Consider the following 16,927-nt stretch of genomic DNA (forward strand, 5'->3'; position numbering starts at 1 on the left):
ATTGCTACATGGGTGTTGTGGCCAAACGGTCGTCGATGATTTTTTATTCCGGTACAGATGACCATTTCAGTCATCGGGTACGTATCGTGCTGGCCGAGAAGGGCGTGGCGGTGGATATCGTCGACGTAAGCGGCGGGCAGGCACCGGAGGAGCTTGCCGAGCTCAATCCCTACAACAGCGTGCCGACGCTTCTGGACCGTGATCTGGTGCTCTACGAATCCAAGGTGATGATGGAGTACCTGGACGAGCGTTTCCCGCACCCGCCGCTGCTGCCGGTGTATCCGGTGGCGCGGGCGCAAAGCCGGCTGTGGATGCATCGCATCGAGCGCGAGTGGTGCCCGATGGTCGAGCGCATTCGTACCGGCAGCAAGAAGGAAGCGGACAAGGCGCGCAAGGAGCTGCGCGAAAGCCTGGTGGGCATATCGCCCATCTTCGAGGACATGCCGTTTTTCATGAGCGACGAGTTTACCCTGGTGGACTGCTGTTTGGCCCCCATCCTGTGGCGCCTGCCCGAGCTTGATATCGAGCTGCCGGAAAAGCAGGTGCAGCCGCTGATGAATTACATGTCGCGCGTGTTCGAGCGCGATGCCTTCAAGGCTTCGCTCAACGAGCGTGAAAAAGAAATACGTGCCTGAGCGCACTTTGGTCCCTGGCCACAGTGTGCCCCTGATGCCGCGAAAGGAGAGCGACAATGACGCGTTCCAGCCGCCCCTATCTTGCCAGAGCCCTGTATGAATGGCTGCTGGACAACGAGCTGACCCCCTATCTGGTAGTGGATGCGACCCGCCCCGGCGTGGAAGTGCCCGAGCAGCTGGTGCAAAACGGCCAGATTGTGCTCAACGCCTCGCCGACCGCGGTGCGCGACTTCTTCATGGAAAACCAGGCCATCGGCTTCAGCGCGCGCTTTTCCGGCAAGCCGATGCAGATCATGATTCCCATGGAGGCGCTGATTGCGGTGTATGCCCGGGAGAACGCGGCCGGCATGGTGTTCGGCCATGAGCCTGACCTGGCGACGCTGGACGAAGAGGCCTCCGACGAGGCGTCTCCCGGAGACGACGACGCCAGGGCGCCGGCGCTGACGTCCGTGAGCGATAGCGGTGACGGCGCGCAGAAGGGCGAAAAGGACGAAGAGACGTCGTCCGACCGCGCCGGCGACAAGAGCGAAGAGACCGGCAAAAAAGATACCGGCAAAAAAAGGCCTTCGCTGCGGGTGGTCAAATAGAGCGGGCGAAATAACGGGGCCAAGCGCCACCACAGACTCGGCGAAACGCAAAACGCCTCGGCAGACGCCGAGGCGTTTTTTTCTGTGTGGCGTGATCTTGGCCTAGTTGGCCGCAGCACTGCCATCCAGGTATTCGAAGACCTTGACGATACGCTGTACGCCGGACACCCCGGATACCGCGGCGACGATGCGCTCGGCTTCCTGACGCGAAACGATGCCCATCAGGTAGACGCTGGCGTTTTCGGTGGTGACCTTGAGCTTTGACGAATCGATATGGTCGTTGGTGGCAAGCTGGCTCACCACGTTGGTCGTCAGCCAGGTGTCGGTCAGCCGCTGGCTGGCGGGCAGGCGGGCGGCAACGGCAAGCTCGTTGTGCACGGTCTCCACACCCCGCAGCTGCTCAGCTACCTGGGCGGCCTTTTGCTGCAGCTCTTCGCTGGGCACCTGACCGACCAGCAGCACCCGACCGTTGTAGCTGTGGGCGCGGATGCGGGCATCGCCCAGCCGGGCGTCAGCCTGCTCCAGCGCCTTTTCCACCTGATGTTCGATAGTGTCATCCACAGCCTTGACGTCGCCGGTGCGCTGGCCGTACTGGGACTGGTTGGTGGCTGAGCTGGTGGCGCAGCCGCCAAGCAGCAAAAGGCTGCCTGCGAACAGTGCCGCGGCGCAGGCGCGCGGCGTGGCAAGTGAGCGTAGCGTGGCGGCAAAGGCGTTTAACATGGGCTTGGCTCCCGGTAGTCACAAGAGGGTTCAACAGAAAAAGCGCTGGCACAGCAAGAATACTGCGCCGGACGGCAGAGCGATAGCCTGATGTGGCCGGCTTCAGGCACCGCCGAACAGCTGTTCATCGATTAGATCGCAGAGGCAGTGGATGACCAGCAGGTGAACTTCCTGGATGCGCGCGGTGGAAGTGGCCGGGACGCGGATTTCGCAGTCGTCCTGGCTCAGCAGCGCCGCCATGTCGCCGCCGTCGCGGCCGGTTAGCGCTACCACGGTCATTTCCCGGTCGTGGGCGGCCTGAATGGCCTGGACGATATTGGCCGAGTTGCCGCTGGTGGAAATCGCCAGCAGGACATCGCCGGGTTGGCCCAGCGCGCGAATCTGCTTGGAGAACACCTCGTTGTAGCTGTAGTCGTTGGCAATGGACGTCAGCGTTGACGAGTCGGTGGTCAGGGCCAGGGCCGGCAGGCTCGGGCGTTCGCGCTCAAAGCGGTTCAAAAGCTCCGAGGAGAAATGCTGGCTGTCGCCGGCGCTGCCGCCGTTGCCGCAGGCAACGACCTTGCCCTCGTTGACCAGGCTTTGCACCATCATCTGACTTGCGACCTCGATGAAGGGGGGCAGCACTTCGCTGGCGTAGGTCTTGGTATCGATACTTGAGTTGAAGTGATCGAGGATGCGGGTCTGAAAATCCATTGGGCGTCCTGTCTGCGTAGACCGTTTTGCCGAAAACGGTGTGGATCAAAAGGCGTCAAAGGCGGCCTGAACCCATTCAAATGTCAGCGCCGGAGGCGTCCCGAGGACGGCAAGAATATCAAAGCGGCAGGGGCCCTGGTGCGGCTCCCGGGCCAGATACGTGCGCGCCGCCTTGATCAGGCGGCGCTGTTTCTGCGCGGTAACGGTTTCCAGCGGATGGCCGTAGCGCGCGGTTTCCCGGTGCTTGACCTCGACAAAGACCAGGGTGTCGCCGTCCTCCATGATCAGGTCCAGCTCGCCGCCCTTGGCATGCTGGTTGCGCCCCACAAGCGCAAGCCCCCGCTGCTCGAGCCAGCGGGCGGCGAGGTCTTCGATGGCGCTGCCGCGCGCCCGCGCCGTTTGCGGACGGTTATTCACTGCTTGCAGGGCCGGACGACAGAATGGCGCCGGGTACGCCGTTTTGGAACTGCGCCCAGGGCAGCTTGCGGTAGATGCGTCCGTCGGCGGTCAGGTAAAGCTGCCCGGTGGCGCCCTGGAAGTTCTGCAGGGCGTTGATGTCGGCCAGCCGAGTGCCGGCTTCGTAGGCATCTACGCCCATGGCCAGCAGTCGGAACATGGAGGCGTCAGCGTCGTCGCTGAGCGCCCGATAGCTATTGTAGAAGGGCAGGGCCTCTTCGCCGCCGACGGCGGCATCGGGGATCTGCCAGGGGATATCGACGAAATTGATTCCGTCCAGGTTTTTGTCCTGGCGGGGCTGATCAATGCCTTCGTGCAGGTGCGAAGTGGCATACGTTGGCAGCTCGGAGGCGTAGTAGTAGTCCAGCAGCGATGGCACCTGACGGGCGTATTCGGGCACTGCGAGCAGGAAAAGCCCGTCAATGTTGTCCAGACGCGCGCGTTCGCCGCTGACGCTGAGCGCTTTTTTCACCGCGCTGTTGGCATTGCCTTCGGGGTTGTAGCGAATGGCGTTGGCGACGCTGCCGCCCTCGTTCTGCCAGGCGTCGAGAAAGGCCTCGCCGACGCGCTGGCCCCAGCTGTTGTCCGGCACCATCAGCGACATCTGCCGATGGCCCTCTTCGCTGGCGCGCTTGGCTACCTGGCGTGCCTCGTCTTCGGCAGAGAGGCCGTACTGGAAAAGCTGGCTGGCCTGGTTATGGTCGCTTTCGCCGTAGTTGAGGGCGAGCGTGGGCAGCGGTACGCTTCCGCGTTGCTCGAGCCTGGTGACGCTATCCTTGGACAGCGGGCCGATGACGATTTGGGCGTCCATGGCCCTGGCCTGTTCGTAGAGCTCGCTGAGCGATGCCTGGGAGGTGTCGAAAAAGCGCAGGCTGGTGCTGTCGCCCGAGATGTCCTGATGGGTCTGCATGGCGGTTTTCAGGGTGTCGGCCACGTTGCTCAGGGGGCCGGACTCCGGGAGGAAAACGGCGATGCGCTCGACCTTGCGGCCGGCAAGCCCGGGGACGGCAAGGCTTTTGAGGTCCGGCTGATCAAGCGCTTGGCGCGCCCAGCGGCGCCGCTCGATCAGGGTCTTTTGCTGTTCCGACGACATGGCCAGCTCGTCGTCCAGCACCCGCGCCGCCCGAGTAACGGCGCGGGGCTGCTCGAGCGCCCGGCCAAGCTCCGAGTGAAGCAGGGCCCAGCGTACGCGGTCGTCGGCGGAAAGCGCGCTTTCGTCGAGATTATCGGTGATCTCGTAGGCGCGCTCGCGATTGCCCTGGCGAGCCACGATGTGCGCTGCCTTCAGGCGGGTGCGGGCGGCTTCTGCCGGGGATTGGCTTTCGGCCTCGCCCATCAGCTGTCCGGCGTCGCGGTCGGAGGCGCGGTCTACCACGCTCGGGGATGGTTGCTGGGTGGCGCAGCCTGCCAGCAGCAATACCGCAAGCGCGGTGGCCAGCAGGCCACGAGATATCGGTTTCATGTATCCTTCCTTCGTTGGTAGTAGCGCGGATGCGTTGCTCGCGGCATTGGCTCGCTGATACGGCGATGATTCACCGTGAGGCGCTGCCCGAGACATCAGGTCCAAGGCTACAATGGCGCGCCGCGTATCGCCAGAGCGAGTCGGTCAACCCGCCAACACGTCAGCCATCATAAATCGGGAGTCACGATGACACAGAGGCGTACGGGCACATTGTACGTGGTTGCCACACCCATTGGGAACTTGGACGACCTGAGCGCTCGCGCCGCGCAGGTGCTGGGTCAGGTCGCCCGGGTGGCCGCCGAGGACACCCGCCACAGCAGCCGCCTGCTTGGCCACCTGGGCATCAGCGTGCCGATGCTCTCCCTGCACGAGCACAACGAGGCCGCGCGAGTCGCCCAGCTGACGCAGTACCTGGCCGCCGGCGAGGATGTCGCTCTGATCAGCGACGCGGGAACGCCGCTGATCAGCGATCCCGGTTTTCTTCTGGTGCGCGAGCTGCGCGCGCTTGACTATCCGGTAGTGCCGATACCCGGGCCGGCAGCGCTGATTGCCGCGCTGAGCGCTGCCGGGCTGCCCACGGATCGCTTTCGCTTCGGCGGCTTTTTGCCAGCCAGGCCCGGGGCCCGCCGCCAAACCCTGGAGACGCTTCGCGAGCGCGACGAGACGCTGGTGTTCTACGAGTCGCCGCACCGTATCGCGCATACCCTCGCGACTCTGGGGGAGGTGATGCCCGGGCGCCACACGGTGCTGGCCCGGGAGCTGACCAAGACCTTCGAGACGTTTTTGTCCGGCACCCCGGCAGAGCTCGGCGAGCAGCTCAAAAATGACGCCAACCAGGCCCGGGGGGAGTTTGTCATCATGGTGGAGGGTGCGCCCCCCGCCGTTGACAGCGAGCGTCGGGAAATGACGGCCGGGGCACTGCTGGAGGCGCTGTTGGCAGAAGGCGTGGGCGTCAAGCAGGGCGCGGCGGTGGCGGCGCGCCTTATGGGGGGGCGCAAGCAGAGCTGGTACGCGCGGCTGCAAGCGCTCAAGGAGAACTGAGCGCCCGGCTGCGGATAACGGCGGATCGCGATTGAGGCCGGGCGGGCGCGCTGTTATGCTTGCCCGCGGAGTTGGCCAGGCAGCCGCTGCCGCGCTTGCGCGGGGGAGGAAAGTCCGGGCTCCACAGGGCAGAGTGCCAGGTAACGCCTGGGCGGCGCGAGCCGACGGAAAGTGCAACAGAGAGTAGACCGCCAAGGCCTGACAAGGCCGGTAAGGGTGAAAGGGTGCGGTAAGAGCGCACCGCACGGCTGGCAACAGTGCGTGGCACGGTAAACCCCACTCGGAGCAAAACCAAATAGGAACCCGCTGGCGTGGCCCGCGCCGGGTTCGGGTAGGTTGCTTGAGCGCTGCGGTGACGCAGCGCCTAGAGGAATGGCTGTCCACGACAGAACCCGGCTTATCGGCCGACTCCCCCAGCAAACGCAGGGCGCAAGCGCGGCCTGCACAAGGCGCCGGCTTAGCCTGCGTCCTTATCCGTTAACCCGGTTGACAGACCTATGCGCGAGCGTCACATGTCCTTACCCGATGCGGCCCCGGCAGCCGAGGCCTTCCGCCATACCAGCGTACTGCTGGACGGCGCCGTGGAGACGCTGATGCACAAGGCAGACGGCGTGTATCTGGACGCCACCTTCGGCCGCGGCGGACACTCCCGCGCCATTCTGCAGCGCCTCGGCCCGGGCGGACGCCTGCTGGCCATGGATCGCGACCCCCAGGCCATCGCGGCCGCCGAAGAGATCAGCGACGCGCGCTTTCATATTACCCGCCAGGCGTTTGCCGAACTCGCCGAATTTGCCAGGGAGCAGGGCGTTTACGGCAGGCTTTCCGGGGTGCTGCTGGACATCGGCGTGTCCTCACCCCAGCTTGACGATCCCGAGCGCGGCTTCAGCTTCATGCGCGACGGCCCGCTGGACATGCGCATGGATCCCGGCCGGGGCGAAAGCGCGGCGGCGTTCCTCGCCAGGGCAGGCGAAGCCGATATTGCCCATGTGTTCAAGGCCTACGGCGAAGAGCGCTTTGCCAAGCGCCTGGCGCGTGCGGTCGTGACTCGGCGCAAAGAGGCGCCGTTTACCCGCACGGTGGATCTGGCCGAGGTGCTGAAAAAAGCCCATCCGGCCTGGGAAAAGGGCCGGCATCCGGCCACGAAAGCTTTCCAGGGGCTGCGTATCTACCTCAACGGCGAGCTTGAACAGCTCGACGCCGCCCTGGACGCCGCGCTCGAGGCGCTGGCGCCGGGTGGCCACCTGGTGGTGATCAGCTTTCATTCGCTGGAGGATCGCCGGGTCAAGCGCTTTATCCGTCACCACGTGCGCGGCGACGCTGACGTACCCCGAGGCATGCCGCTACGCGACGACCAGCTCAACCGCCGTCTCGAGTCGCTGGGCAAGGCGCGTCGCGCCGGCGCCGACGAAGTGGCCGATAACCCGCGGGCGCGAAGCGCGGTGATGCGCGCCGCGCGCAAGCGGGGGGCATGATGGGCAGCCGGGTAACGCCGCGGCCGCCGCACGCACGGCGACGAAAGGGCCCGAGCCAGTGGCTGAAGCGCCCAGAGGGGCCGTTTTCGCTGCGCGCCTGCCTGAGTCCGGGGACGCTGCTGGTGGCCGGGCTCATGGCGGCGTGCCTGTTCAGCGGCCTGAGCGTTGTCGTCATTACCCATGAGACTCGCGCCCAGTACGCCAGGTTGCAGACGCTGGAGCAGGAAAAAAATCAGCTAAATACCGAATGGGGCCGGCTGCTGCTGGAGGACGGCACCTGGTCGACGCCGGCTCGGATCGAAAAAATTGCCACGGAGCGATTGGATATGCGCATCCCCGATGTCCACGATGTCGAGGTCATCGCCCCGTGAGCGCCAGGCATCCGCGCGGCCGATCCGCCCCGCCTTCGGTAGCGCCGCCGCTCGCCCGCTGGCGTTTTGGCCTGGTCCTGGTGGGGATCGTCGCGGCGGCGGCGGTGCTGATCGGGCGAATTACGCTGCTGCAGGTGATGGACCGGCCGTTTTTGCAAAGCCAGGGCGACGCCCGCACGCTGCGCCACGAGGCCATTCCGGCCCACCGCGGCATGATAACCGACCGCTACGGAGAGCCGCTGGCCATCTCCACGCCGGTGGTCACGCTCTGGGCCAATCCTCAAAAGCTGCCTGAAGATCCGGTCAGGCGCGTGGTGCTCGCCCAGGCGCTGGACATGACTCTGGTTGACCTCGACGCCCGGATTGACCGCTATAGCGACCACGAGTTCATGTACCTGCGCCGCCAGATGACCCCACGGGCAGCGCAGGAAGTCCTCGATCTGCGCGTGGCGGGGGTGTACTCCCAGCAGGAGTACAAGCGCTACTATCCCGCCGGCGAAGTCGCCGCTCAGCTGATCGGCGTAACCGACGTGGACGACGCTGGGCAGGAGGGCCTGGAGCTTGCCTACCAGCCTTACCTGTCGGGCCGGCCCGGGCAGCGTCGTATTATCCAGGACCGTCGCGGTCGTTTGGTGCGCGAGCTCGGCGTGGTGCGCGAGGCTCAGCCCGGCGGCGATTTGACGCTTGCCATTGACCAGCGCCTGCAGTACATGGCCTACCGCGAGCTGCGCTCCGCGGTGGAAGACAACGACGCCGATGGCGGCGTGCTGGTGATGCTCGATTCGCGCACCGGTGAGGTGCTGGCCATGGTCAACCTGCCGTCCTACAACCCCAATAATCGCGCCGGGCTCGATCCCGGCGGGCTGCGCAACCAGGCGCTGGTGGACGTGTTCGAGCCCGGCTCGGTGGTTAAGCCGCTGGCGATGTCGACGGTGCTCGAAAAGCCTGGCTACAGCCCCGAGACGGTGATGGATACCGCGCCCGGCTGGATGCGCATCGATGGCTATACCATCCGTGACTTTCGCAACTACGGCGAGCTTAGCCTGACCGACGTGCTGGTCAAGTCATCCAACATCGGCATGTCGCGTCTGGCGCTGGAGCTTCGCGATACCGCCATCTGGGAGCGCTATAACCAGCTGGGCTTTTCCCACAGCCCGGGTACCGGCTTTCCCGGCGAGGCCGGCGGCAACCTGCCCGATACGGTGAATTTTTCGCGCAGCGAGCGCGCTTCGCTGGCCTACGGCTACGGGCTTTCGGTCTCGGCGGTGCAGCTGGCGAGCGCCTGTACCGCCATCGCCAATCGCGGCCGGCGTATGCCGCCGTCGCTTTTGAAGCTCGACGAAGCGCCGCCCGGCGAACCGGTCATCGAGCCGGCGGTCGCGGATGAGCTGATGGGCATGCTGGAGGCGGTGGTCGGGCCGGGTACCGGCGGCCGCCGCGCCCGGATAGAAGGCTATCGGGTGGCGGGCAAGACCGGCACCGTGCGCAAGACCGGCCAGAGCGGTTACGACGAGGATGCCTATCGCAGCGTCTTTGTGGGCATTGCCCCGGCCTCCAAGCCGCGCATCGTCACCGCGATAATGATCGATCACCCCAAGGCCGGGGAGTTCTACGGCGGCGCCGTGGCCGCGCCGGTGTTTTCCGACGTGGCCGGCAGCGCGCTGCGGCTGCTGGGCGTGCCGCCCGATGCCGACGAGTCGTCGCCATGAGGCCGAATCGCCACAGGTCAAGGAGACAGCATGACGCTTAGCGCAAGCGATCTGGTCCGGGCGCTGGAAAAGATCTGGCCCGCCAGCGACATTCCCTATGCGGCGCAGTATCTGCCCGAGACGCTAGGACTGCGAACCGATTCGCGCCAGGTAGCGGCGGGTGAGGTGTTCGTTGCCGTGCCCGGAAGCTCGGCCGACGGCCGGGACTTTGTCGATCGGGCCCTTGAGGCCGGCGCGGCGCTGGTGCTCAGCCATGCCGACGGCGGTGAGGCGACGCTTGAGGGGCGCATATTGACGCTGCCGCAGCTGGCGTCGCGGCTGGGCGAGCTGGGGCGCGCGCTGTTTGCCGTGCCCGACGCGCTCGAGGTGATCGCCGTCACCGGCACCAACGGCAAGAGCTCGGTGACCCACTACGTGGCCGCGCTGAGCGAGACGCTGGGTACGCCGGCCGGGGTGGTCGGCACCCTGGGTGCCGGGCGTCTCGGCGCCCTTGCCGATACCGGCCTGACCACGCCGGGCACGCTCGAGCTACAGGCCGCGCTTGGCCGCATGGCTCGGCAAGGGGTCAGGCGCGTGGCGCTGGAGGCGTCGTCCCACGCGCTGGATCAGCAGCGGCTTGATGCGGTGAGCATCAAGGCCGGAGTGTTCACCAACCTGAGCCGGGATCATCTGGACTATCACGGCAGCATGGCCGCCTACGCCGCGACCAAGGCCGGGCTGTTTCGCCGCGGCGAGCTTGCGCTGGCGGTGGTCAACGCCGACGATGCCCTGGCGCGGCTGATGCTGGCCGGCTGCCGCGAGGGCGTGCGGGTGCTGGCCACCGGTCAGGACGAAGCGGTGACGCTGCGGGTGCTCGAATGCTCGCTCCACGCCGCCGGGCTGCAGGCCATTATCGCCACGCCCGACGAAGAAAAGGTGCTTTCGCTTGGCCTGATGGGGCGCTTCAACCTGGATAATGTTCTGCTGGCCATGGCCGTGCTTTACGGACTGGGCGAGCCGCTGGACGCGCTAATCGAAGCGGCCGCCCGTCTGCAGCCGGTGCCCGGGCGCATGGCGCTTTACCGCATCGCCGGGGCGCCCAGCGTGGTGGTCGACTATGCGCATACGCCGGGGGCGCTGGAAAGCGCGCTGTCAGCGCTGCGCGCCCATCTGGGAAGCGCCGGGCAGCTGTGGTGCGTGTTCGGCTGCGGCGGCGACCGCGACCGCGGCAAGCGCGCGCCCATGGCTCGGGCGGCCGAAGCGGGGGCCGACCGCTGCGTGGTAACCGACGACAACCCGCGCAGCGAGTCCCCGGCAGCTATCCGCGAAGACATCGTGGCCGGGTTCGAGGATCCGTCCGCGGTGCTGGATATCGGCGAGCGCCGCCGGGCCATTGCCGAGGTGATCGCCCGGGCCGAGGTCGATGACGTGATCCTGGTCGCCGGCAAGGGGCACGAGGCCTACCAGGAGATCGACGGCGTACGCCATGACTACCTGGACGGTGACGAAGTCGAGCGCGCGCTTGCCGCCCGGAGCGAGTCATGACGCCGCTGGATGCAGGCCGCGTGGCCGGGGCCGTGGGCGGCGAGCGCCTCGGGGCGGCAGCGGACCTGCCTCTGGGCCGCGTGGTGACCGATACCCGTTCCCTGGCGCCGGGCGCCCTGTTCGTCGCGCTTGTCGGGGAGCGCTTCGACGGCCACGATTTTGTGGCCGAGGCGCGGGAGCAGGGCGCCGCCGCTGCCCTGGTCGAGCATCCCGTGGACGACGCGCTGCCCCAGATCGTCTGCGCCGATACCCGGCTGGCGCTGGGGCTGCTGGCCCGGGAGTGGCGGTTGGGTTTTGCCCACCCGCTGGTGGGGGTCACCGGCAACAGCGGTAAAACCACGGTCAAGGAGCTTCTGGCCGAGCTGCTGGCGCCGCTGGGGCCGGTGCATGCTACCCGGGGCAACCTGAATAACGACATCGGCGCGCCGCTGACGCTTTTGGGGCTGGCGCCCGAGCACCGCGCGGCGGTGGTGGAGCTTGGCGCCAATCACCTGGGCGAGATTGCCTGGACGTCCCGGCTGGCCATGCCCGGCGTTGCCGTGGTGACCAACGTCACCGGCGCCCACGTGGGCGAATTTGGCGGCATGGGGCAGATTGCCCAGGCCAAAAGCGAGATATTACAGGGCTTGCCGCCGGACGGCGTGGCGGTGCTCAATCGCGACGATCCCTACCATGCGTTCTGGGCGTGCTGTGCCGCGCCGGCGGCGGTGTCGAGCTTCGGTCTGCACCCCGAGGCCGATGTCCAGGCCCGGGCGCTTTCCTGCGATGCCCGGGGGCGTTATGCTTTCACGCTTGTCGTTGGCGGCAGGGACGTCGGTGAGGTTCGCCTCAGGCTTTGCGGGCAGCACAACGTCAGCAACGCCCTGGCAGCCGCCGCCGCTGCCCTGGCGTTGGGCGTCAGCGCGCCGGAGGCGGTCGCGGGGCTGTGCCGGGCAGAGGCGCTGGCCGGCCGGCTCAGCGTGCTGCCCGGCGTGCGCGATACCGCGCTGCTTGACGATTCCTACAATGCCAACCCCGGCGCGGTAAAGGCAGCGCTTGATACTCTGGCGCGCTTTCCCGGGCCGCGCTGGTGCGCGCTGGGCGCCATGGGCGAGCTGGGCGAGGCTTCCGAGGCGCTGCACGCCGACATCGGTACCCACGCCGCCGCGCTCGGCGTGGACGCCCTTTATACCCTGGGCGAGGCCGCAAGGCCTGCCGGTACGGCGTTTGCCGACGCCGCCAGTGGCGGGGGGCGGCCGCTTGATAGCCGTCACTTTGATAGCCGTCACTTTGATAACTACGCCGCGCTGGAGGAGCATCTCCGGCGCACGCTGCCCGAGGGGGCGAGCCTGCTGGTCAAGGGCTCTCGGAGCGCAGGCATGGAGCGGCTGATCGCCGCCCTGCGCAGGAACCAACTTTAAGGTAAGCGCCGCTCATGTTACTTCATCTGGCGAATTTTCTGGCGCAGTATCAAAGCGCCTTTCAGGTCATCAACTATCTGACGCTGCGCGTCATCCTGGGGGCGCTCACCGCCTTGCTGCTGTGCCTGTGGCTGGGCCCCTGGGTCATTCGTCGGCTGGTAGAGGGCCAGATCGGCCAGGCCGTGCGCGACGACGGCCCGCAGTCGCATCTGTCCAAGGCGGGTACGCCGACCATGGGCGGGGTGATGATGCTGATGGCGATTGCCGCAAGCACCCTGGTCTGGGGGGATCTGACCAACCACTACGTGTGGGTGGTGCTGGGCGTTACCCTGGGCTTTGGCACCATCGGCTGGATAGACGACTACCGCAAGGTGGTAGAGAAAAACCCCCGGGGCCTGCCGGCCAGGTGGAAGTATTTCTGGCAGTCGGCCATTGGGCTGGGGGCGGCCTGCATTCTCTATTTCACCGCGGCAAGCGCGGTGGAAATCAGCCTGCTTCTGCCCATGGTCAAAGGGGTGATGCTGCCCCTGGGCGCCTTTTTCATCGTGCTCAGCTACTTTGTCATCGTCGGCAGCTCCAACGCCGTCAACCTCACCGACGGGCTGGACGGGCTGGCGATCATGCCCACCGTGCTGGTGGCCATGGGGCTGGCGATTTTTGCCTACGCCAGCGGCAACGCGGTGTTTGCCGACTATCTGCACATGCCTTTTATTGCCGGCACCGGGGAGCTGGCGGTGTTTTGCGCCACCATCGCCGGGGCGGGGCTCGGGTTTCTGTGGTTCAACACCTATCCCGCCCAGGTGTTCATGGGGGACGTCGGCTCGCTGGCGCTGGGCGCGGCGCTGGGCGCGGTCGCGGTGGTGATACGCCAGGAGTTTGTGCTGTTCATCATGGGCGGAATCTTCGTGGTCGAGACGCTGTCGGTGATTCTCCAGGTAGGCTTTTACAAGCTTACCGGGCGGCGCATCTTCCGCATGGCGCCGCTGCACCACCACTATGAACTCAAGGGCTGGCCGGAGCCGCGCGTTATCGTGCGTTTCTGGATCATCACCGTGGTGCTGGTGCTGCTGGGACTCGCCACGCTCAAGGTCCGCTGACGGAGGAAAGGCATGACAGCTGTTCCGCGCGGCACGACGCTGGTAGTAGGGCTGGGCCTTTCCGGCCGCGCTATCTGCCGCCACCTGGCTCGCCTGGGCGTGCCCTTCATGGTCGCCGATACGCGCCGCGAACCCCCGGGGCTGGAGGCGTTTCGCCAGGCGCACCCGGGCGTTGCCGTGCACGGCGGCCCCCTTGAAGCGCTGGACATGAGCGAAGCCAAAGAGGTGGTGCTGAGCCCCGGCGTTGACCCGCACGCCCCGGCGTTTGCCGGCCTGGCGGAAGCGCACAGTCCGGCCACCGGCGAGCCGCGTCTGATAGGAGAGGTGGCGCTTTTCTGCCGCGCCGTGCGCGGGCGCGTGGCGGCGGTGACCGGCTCCAACGCCAAGTCCACGGTCGTTACTCTGCTGGGCGACATGGCGGCCGAGGCCGGCGTGCGGGTCGCCGTGGGCGGCAATCTGGGCACCCCGGCGCTGGACCTGCTCGCCGAGCATCCCGACGCCGAGCTGTACGTGCTTGAGCTTTCCAGCTTTCAGCTGGAAACCACGCCGCGGCTGGATGCCGAGTGCGCGGCCTTTCTCAACCTGAGCGAAGATCACCTCGACCGCCACGGCGACATGGCGGCCTACCGCGCCGCCAAGCAGCGTATCTTTCACGGCGCCCGCCACGCCGTGGTCAATCGCGACGACGTTGACACCTGGCCGGCAGCGACGTACGCGCTGGCCGATCGCCAAATCGTGCGCTTCGGCGTCGAGCCGCCGGAAGGGTCAAACTGGGGGCTTGCCCGTCGCGAGGGCCGGACCTGGCTGATGCAGGGTAAAACGCCCTGGCTTGCCGCCGACGAGCTGGGCATGGCCGGGCGGCACAACCAGCAAAACGCTCTGGCAGCGCTGGCCATGGGCCAGCTTCTGGGGCTGGCCCCGACGGCCATGGCGTCGGTGCTGCGCCGCTTTTCCGGTCTGGCTCACCGCAGCGAAACCGTGGCCTCGGCCAACGGCGTGCTCTGGGTGAACGATTCCAAGGGGACCAACGTGGGGGCGACCCTGGCCGCGGTGAAGGGCCTGGGACCGACCCTTGACGGCAGGCTGATACTGCTGGCCGGCGGCGAGGGCAAGGGCGCCGATTTCACTCCGCTGGCCGAGCCGCTCGCCGCTTGCGCGCGCGGCGCGATGCTTTACGGCGCCGACGCCGGCCGCCTGACCGAGGCGCTTGAGGGCCGTGTGCCGGTCAGGCGCTTTGACGATCTGGCGGGGGCCGCTCGCGCCGCTGCCGCGATGGCAGCTCCCGGCGACTGCGTGCTGCTTTCGCCGGCCTGCGCAAGCCTTGATCAGTTTACCGACTATCGGGCCCGCGGCGACGCCTTTTGCCGGCTGGTCGAGCAGCTCAAACAAGACGCCGGTTACGGAGTGAGCGCGTCATGAAAGATCGCCTCAAACGCTTGCGCGAAGCGCTCGATACCCGGCAGATGTCGTTTGACGTCTGGCTGCTGCTGGTGGCGCTGCTGCTGGCCGGCCTGGGATGGGTCATGGTCAGCTCGGCCTCGGTCGAGCTTGTGGACGACAGCTACCGCTATGCCCTGCGCCACGGCGTGTTTTTGCTCGCCGCCGCGCTGGCGGCGGTGCTCATGGTCAGCCTGCCCCTTGAGCTGTGGCGCCAGAATGCCGGCATGATTCTCGCCCTGAGCCTATTACTGTTGGCGCTGGTGCTGCTGGTAGGCCAGGACATCAACGGCAGCAAGCGCTGGATCGCGCTGCCCGGCCCCTTGCCCAGCCTGCAGGTCTCCGAGGTGGGCAAGATTGGCCTGGTATTCTACATGGCGGCGTTCATGGCGCGCTTCGCCGAGCCGCTGCGCACGCGCATGTTCACCCTGCTGCGCCCGCTGGCGGTGCTGGCGCTGCCGGCGGGGCTGTTGTTCGCCGCTCCGGACTTCGGCGGCATGGTGGTTTATACCGTCTGCGTGGTGGGCATGCTGATGATGGCCGGCGCTTCGCTGGTGCTGCTGGCGGGGGCCGGCGGGATACTGACCGCCGGCGCTACGCTGATGGTGGCGATGGAGCCCTACCGACTGGCACGGTGGACGAGCTTTCTCGACCCCTGGGCCGACCAGTTTGCCACCGGCTACCAGCTTACCCAGGCGCTGATTGCCTTTGGCCGTGGCCACGTCACCGGCACCGGCCTTGGCAATAGCATCCAGAAGCTGCATTTTCTGCCCGAGGCGCATACCGACTTCATCTTTGCCGTGATCGCCGAAGAGCTGGGCATGCTGGGGGCGGTGACCGTTGTGCTGCTGTTTACGCTGCTCATCGTGCGCGCCATGCTGGTCGGCCGGCGGGCGGAGCTTGCCGGCCACCTGTTCGCCGCCTACATGAGCTACGGCATCGGCTTCATCATTGCCGCCCAGGCATTCATCAACATGGCGGTGAGCTCGGGGCTTTTGCCGACCAAGGGACTGACGCTGCCGCTGATCAGCTACGGCGGCTCGAGCCTGCTGGTGACCGGAGTGATGATCGGCCTTCTGCTGCGTGCCGATCACGAAACCCGGCATTCTCCCCGACGGGCACCGACGCCGGCCCGCAAGCGCCGGCAGCCGGGCCTTTAAAGGATCGTTGGGCCTGCCTTTTGCGGGCCTGTCATGACAGGGAGACACGCGTGTCGCAACCTATCCCTCAACGTGTTTTGATCATGGCCGGCGGGACCGGCGGCCACGTGATTCCGGCGCTGTCGCTGGCCCGAGCGCTGGCGTCCCGGGGCGTGACGGTGGAGTGGCTGGGCAGCCCCCGGGGCATTGAAAATCGCCTGGTGCCCGAGGCGGGCTTTCCCCTGCACCGGCTGCGCATCGGCGGGCTGCGCGGCAACGGCCTGGCAGGCTGGCTCAAAGCCCCGTTCAATCTCTCTCGAGCCATCTGCCAGGCGCGCCGGGTGGTGCGTCGCTTCAAGCCCCAGCTGGCGGTGGGTCTGGGCGGTTTTGCCAGCGGCCCCGGGGGGCTGGCCGCCCGGCTCTGCGGCGTGCCGCTGATGATTCACGAGCAAAACGCCGTGGCCGGACTGACCAACCGCGTGCTGTCGCGGCTTGCCGGGCACACCTACGCAGCGTTTCCCCAGGCGTTTGGCGGGCGAGCCACGGTGGTTGGCAACCCGGTGCGCGACGACATCGCCGCGCTGGGCGAGACGCCGCGCAGTGCCCGGAAGATGCGGTCAAGGCGGCTGCGGCTGCTGGTAGTGGGCGGTTCGCTGGGGGCCGTGGCGCTCAATGAGCGTCTGCCCCGGGCGCTCGCCGAGCTGGACGAGGCGGCGCGCCCTGAGGTCTGGCATCAGGCCGGGCAGGACCGCGACGAGGCCACGCTTGAGGGCTATCGGCGGTGGGGCGTCGAGGCTCGAGTCAGCGCCTTCATCGACGATATGGCGGCGGCCTACGACTGGGCCGATATGCTGGTCTGCCGGGCCGGGGCGCTGACCGTGGCCGAGCTTGCCGCGGCGGCGAAGCCGGCGCTTTTTGTGCCGTTTCCCCACGCCGTCGACGATCACCAGCGGCACAACGCCCGAGTGCTGGTCGAGGCCGGCGCGGCGCGCTGCGTGGTGCAGCATGAGCTGACCCAAACGAAGCTGGCGCAGACGCTTGCCGAGCTCTTGTCCCCCGAGGTGCTGGCCGACATGGCCGCCCGGGCGCGGCAGGCGGCGCATCTGGATGCCACCGAGCAGTTAATGCAAGGCTGTCTACGCCTTGCCCGGAAGGAGAAAGTGCGTGACTGAGGGGACAGACAG

Annotated in this window: 16 protein-coding genes and 1 other RNA gene; 13 read left to right on the forward strand and 4 right to left on the reverse strand. The window is 67.0% G+C overall.

Annotated features, from left to right (window positions below; translation table 11 throughout):
• The first annotated feature begins 8 nt into the window (after positions 1 to 8).
• A complete protein-coding gene (gene sspA / locus P1P91_RS07020; RefSeq protein WP_311885506.1) occupies positions 9 to 635 on the forward strand; it encodes a stringent starvation protein SspA in 627 nt (208 codons plus the stop codon).
• Positions 636 to 691: 56 nt separating this feature from the next.
• Positions 692 to 1,222: a ClpXP protease specificity-enhancing factor gene (locus tag P1P91_RS07025; RefSeq protein ID WP_311885508.1), complete on the forward strand. Its 531-nt coding sequence runs from the start codon at positions 692 to 694 to the stop codon at positions 1,220 to 1,222.
• 102 nt (positions 1,223 to 1,324) lie between these two features.
• On the opposite strand, the gene P1P91_RS07030 is transcribed toward P1P91_RS07025, so the two are convergent.
• From P1P91_RS07030 to P1P91_RS07045, 4 genes are all read right to left on the reverse strand, one after another.
• Positions 1,325 to 1,942 carry a BON domain-containing protein gene (locus tag P1P91_RS07030; RefSeq protein ID WP_311885509.1) on the reverse strand — a complete coding sequence of 206 codons (618 nt, stop codon included), beginning with the start codon at positions 1,940 to 1,942 and terminating at the stop codon, positions 1,325 to 1,327.
• 102 nt (positions 1,943 to 2,044) lie between these two features.
• Complete coding sequence (locus tag P1P91_RS07035; protein ID WP_311885510.1) at positions 2,045 to 2,635, reverse strand: phosphoheptose isomerase; 591 nt, start codon at positions 2,633 to 2,635, stop codon at positions 2,045 to 2,047.
• A gap of 45 nt (positions 2,636 to 2,680) precedes the next feature.
• Complete coding sequence (locus P1P91_RS07040; protein ID WP_311885513.1) at positions 2,681 to 3,052, reverse strand: YraN family protein; 372 nt, start codon at positions 3,050 to 3,052, stop codon at positions 2,681 to 2,683.
• Positions 3,045 to 4,553: a penicillin-binding protein activator gene (locus P1P91_RS07045; RefSeq protein ID WP_311885514.1), complete on the reverse strand. Its 1,509-nt coding sequence runs from the start codon at positions 4,551 to 4,553 to the stop codon at positions 3,045 to 3,047. The genes P1P91_RS07040 and P1P91_RS07045 overlap by 8 nt, the downstream gene beginning before the upstream one ends.
• A gap of 186 nt (positions 4,554 to 4,739) precedes the next feature.
• Here P1P91_RS07045 and rsmI point away from each other — a divergent pair, with 186 nt between their 5' ends.
• From rsmI to murG, 11 genes are all read left to right on the forward strand, one after another.
• A complete protein-coding gene (rsmI, locus tag P1P91_RS07050) occupies positions 4,740 to 5,594 on the forward strand; it encodes a 16S rRNA (cytidine(1402)-2'-O)-methyltransferase (protein WP_311885516.1) in 855 nt (284 codons plus the stop codon).
• A gap of 67 nt (positions 5,595 to 5,661) precedes the next feature.
• Positions 5,662 to 6,010, forward strand: an RNA gene (gene rnpB, locus P1P91_RS07055) — RNase P RNA component class A.
• A 96-nt stretch (positions 6,011 to 6,106) separates the two neighbouring features.
• The gene (gene rsmH, locus P1P91_RS07060) at positions 6,107 to 7,066 is read left to right on the forward strand and encodes a 16S rRNA (cytosine(1402)-N(4))-methyltransferase RsmH (RefSeq protein ID WP_311885517.1); all 960 of its coding nucleotides are present in this window, start codon (positions 6,107 to 6,109) and stop codon (positions 7,064 to 7,066) included.
• Positions 7,066 to 7,437 carry a cell division protein FtsL gene (ftsL, locus tag P1P91_RS07065; RefSeq protein WP_311885520.1) on the forward strand — a complete coding sequence of 124 codons (372 nt, stop codon included), beginning with the start codon at positions 7,066 to 7,068 and terminating at the stop codon, positions 7,435 to 7,437. Before rsmH ends, ftsL begins: the two co-directional genes overlap by 1 nt.
• A complete protein-coding gene (locus P1P91_RS07070; protein ID WP_311885522.1) occupies positions 7,434 to 9,146 on the forward strand; it encodes a peptidoglycan D,D-transpeptidase FtsI family protein in 1,713 nt (570 codons plus the stop codon). Before ftsL ends, P1P91_RS07070 begins: the two co-directional genes overlap by 4 nt.
• A 30-nt stretch (positions 9,147 to 9,176) precedes the next feature.
• Complete coding sequence (locus tag P1P91_RS07075) at positions 9,177 to 10,670, forward strand: UDP-N-acetylmuramoyl-L-alanyl-D-glutamate--2,6-diaminopimelate ligase (protein WP_311885524.1); 1,494 nt, start codon at positions 9,177 to 9,179, stop codon at positions 10,668 to 10,670.
• Positions 10,667 to 12,070 (forward strand): UDP-N-acetylmuramoyl-tripeptide--D-alanyl-D-alanine ligase, encoded by a 1,404-nt coding sequence (locus P1P91_RS07080; protein ID WP_311885525.1) that lies wholly within the window; start codon positions 10,667 to 10,669, stop codon positions 12,068 to 12,070. Before P1P91_RS07075 ends, P1P91_RS07080 begins: the two co-directional genes overlap by 4 nt.
• A gap of 14 nt (positions 12,071 to 12,084) precedes the next feature.
• Entirely contained in the window at positions 12,085 to 13,167 is a 1,083-nt protein-coding gene (mraY, locus tag P1P91_RS07085) for a phospho-N-acetylmuramoyl-pentapeptide-transferase (RefSeq protein WP_311885527.1), read from the forward strand.
• Between the two features lie 12 nt (positions 13,168 to 13,179).
• Complete coding sequence (murD, locus tag P1P91_RS07090) at positions 13,180 to 14,586, forward strand: UDP-N-acetylmuramoyl-L-alanine--D-glutamate ligase (protein ID WP_311885529.1); 1,407 nt, start codon at positions 13,180 to 13,182, stop codon at positions 14,584 to 14,586.
• A complete protein-coding gene (ftsW, locus tag P1P91_RS07095; protein ID WP_311885531.1) occupies positions 14,583 to 15,764 on the forward strand; it encodes a putative lipid II flippase FtsW in 1,182 nt (393 codons plus the stop codon). Before murD ends, ftsW begins: the two co-directional genes overlap by 4 nt.
• A gap of 83 nt (positions 15,765 to 15,847) precedes the next feature.
• A complete protein-coding gene (gene murG, locus P1P91_RS07100) occupies positions 15,848 to 16,915 on the forward strand; it encodes an undecaprenyldiphospho-muramoylpentapeptide beta-N-acetylglucosaminyltransferase (RefSeq protein WP_311885533.1) in 1,068 nt (355 codons plus the stop codon).
• Positions 16,916 to 16,927 lie beyond the last annotated feature (12 nt).

Origin of the sequence: Halomonas piscis, assembly GCF_031886125.1 — a bacterium.
GTDB classification, from domain to species: Bacteria; Pseudomonadota; Gammaproteobacteria; order Pseudomonadales; family Halomonadaceae; genus Vreelandella; species Vreelandella piscis.

Bases quoted from the DNA above. Each gene is read 5' to 3' on its own strand.
- sspA (WP_311885506.1), top strand. From the start codon at position 9: ATGGGTGTTGTGGCCAAACGGTCGTCGATGATTTTTTATTCCGGTACA.
- P1P91_RS07025 (WP_311885508.1), top strand. From the start codon at position 692: ATGACGCGTTCCAGCCGCCCCTATCTTGCCAGAGCCCTGTATGAATGG.
- P1P91_RS07030 (WP_311885509.1), bottom strand. From the start codon at position 1,942: ATGTTAAACGCCTTTGCCGCCACGCTACGCTCACTTGCCACGCCGCGC.
- P1P91_RS07035 (WP_311885510.1), bottom strand. From the start codon at position 2,635: ATGGATTTTCAGACCCGCATCCTCGATCACTTCAACTCAAGTATCGAT.
- P1P91_RS07045 (WP_311885514.1), bottom strand. From the start codon at position 4,553: ATGAAACCGATATCTCGTGGCCTGCTGGCCACCGCGCTTGCGGTATTG.
- rsmI (WP_311885516.1), top strand. From the start codon at position 4,740: ATGACACAGAGGCGTACGGGCACATTGTACGTGGTTGCCACACCCATT.
- rsmH (WP_311885517.1), top strand. From the start codon at position 6,107: ATGTCCTTACCCGATGCGGCCCCGGCAGCCGAGGCCTTCCGCCATACC.
- ftsL (WP_311885520.1), top strand. From the start codon at position 7,066: ATGGGCAGCCGGGTAACGCCGCGGCCGCCGCACGCACGGCGACGAAAG.
- P1P91_RS07075 (WP_311885524.1), top strand. From the start codon at position 9,177: ATGACGCTTAGCGCAAGCGATCTGGTCCGGGCGCTGGAAAAGATCTGG.
- P1P91_RS07080 (WP_311885525.1), top strand. From the start codon at position 10,667: ATGACGCCGCTGGATGCAGGCCGCGTGGCCGGGGCCGTGGGCGGCGAG.
- mraY (WP_311885527.1), top strand. From the start codon at position 12,085: ATGTTACTTCATCTGGCGAATTTTCTGGCGCAGTATCAAAGCGCCTTT.
- murD (WP_311885529.1), top strand. From the start codon at position 13,180: ATGACAGCTGTTCCGCGCGGCACGACGCTGGTAGTAGGGCTGGGCCTT.
- ftsW (WP_311885531.1), top strand. From the start codon at position 14,583: ATGAAAGATCGCCTCAAACGCTTGCGCGAAGCGCTCGATACCCGGCAG.
- murG (WP_311885533.1), top strand. From the start codon at position 15,848: ATGGCCGGCGGGACCGGCGGCCACGTGATTCCGGCGCTGTCGCTGGCC.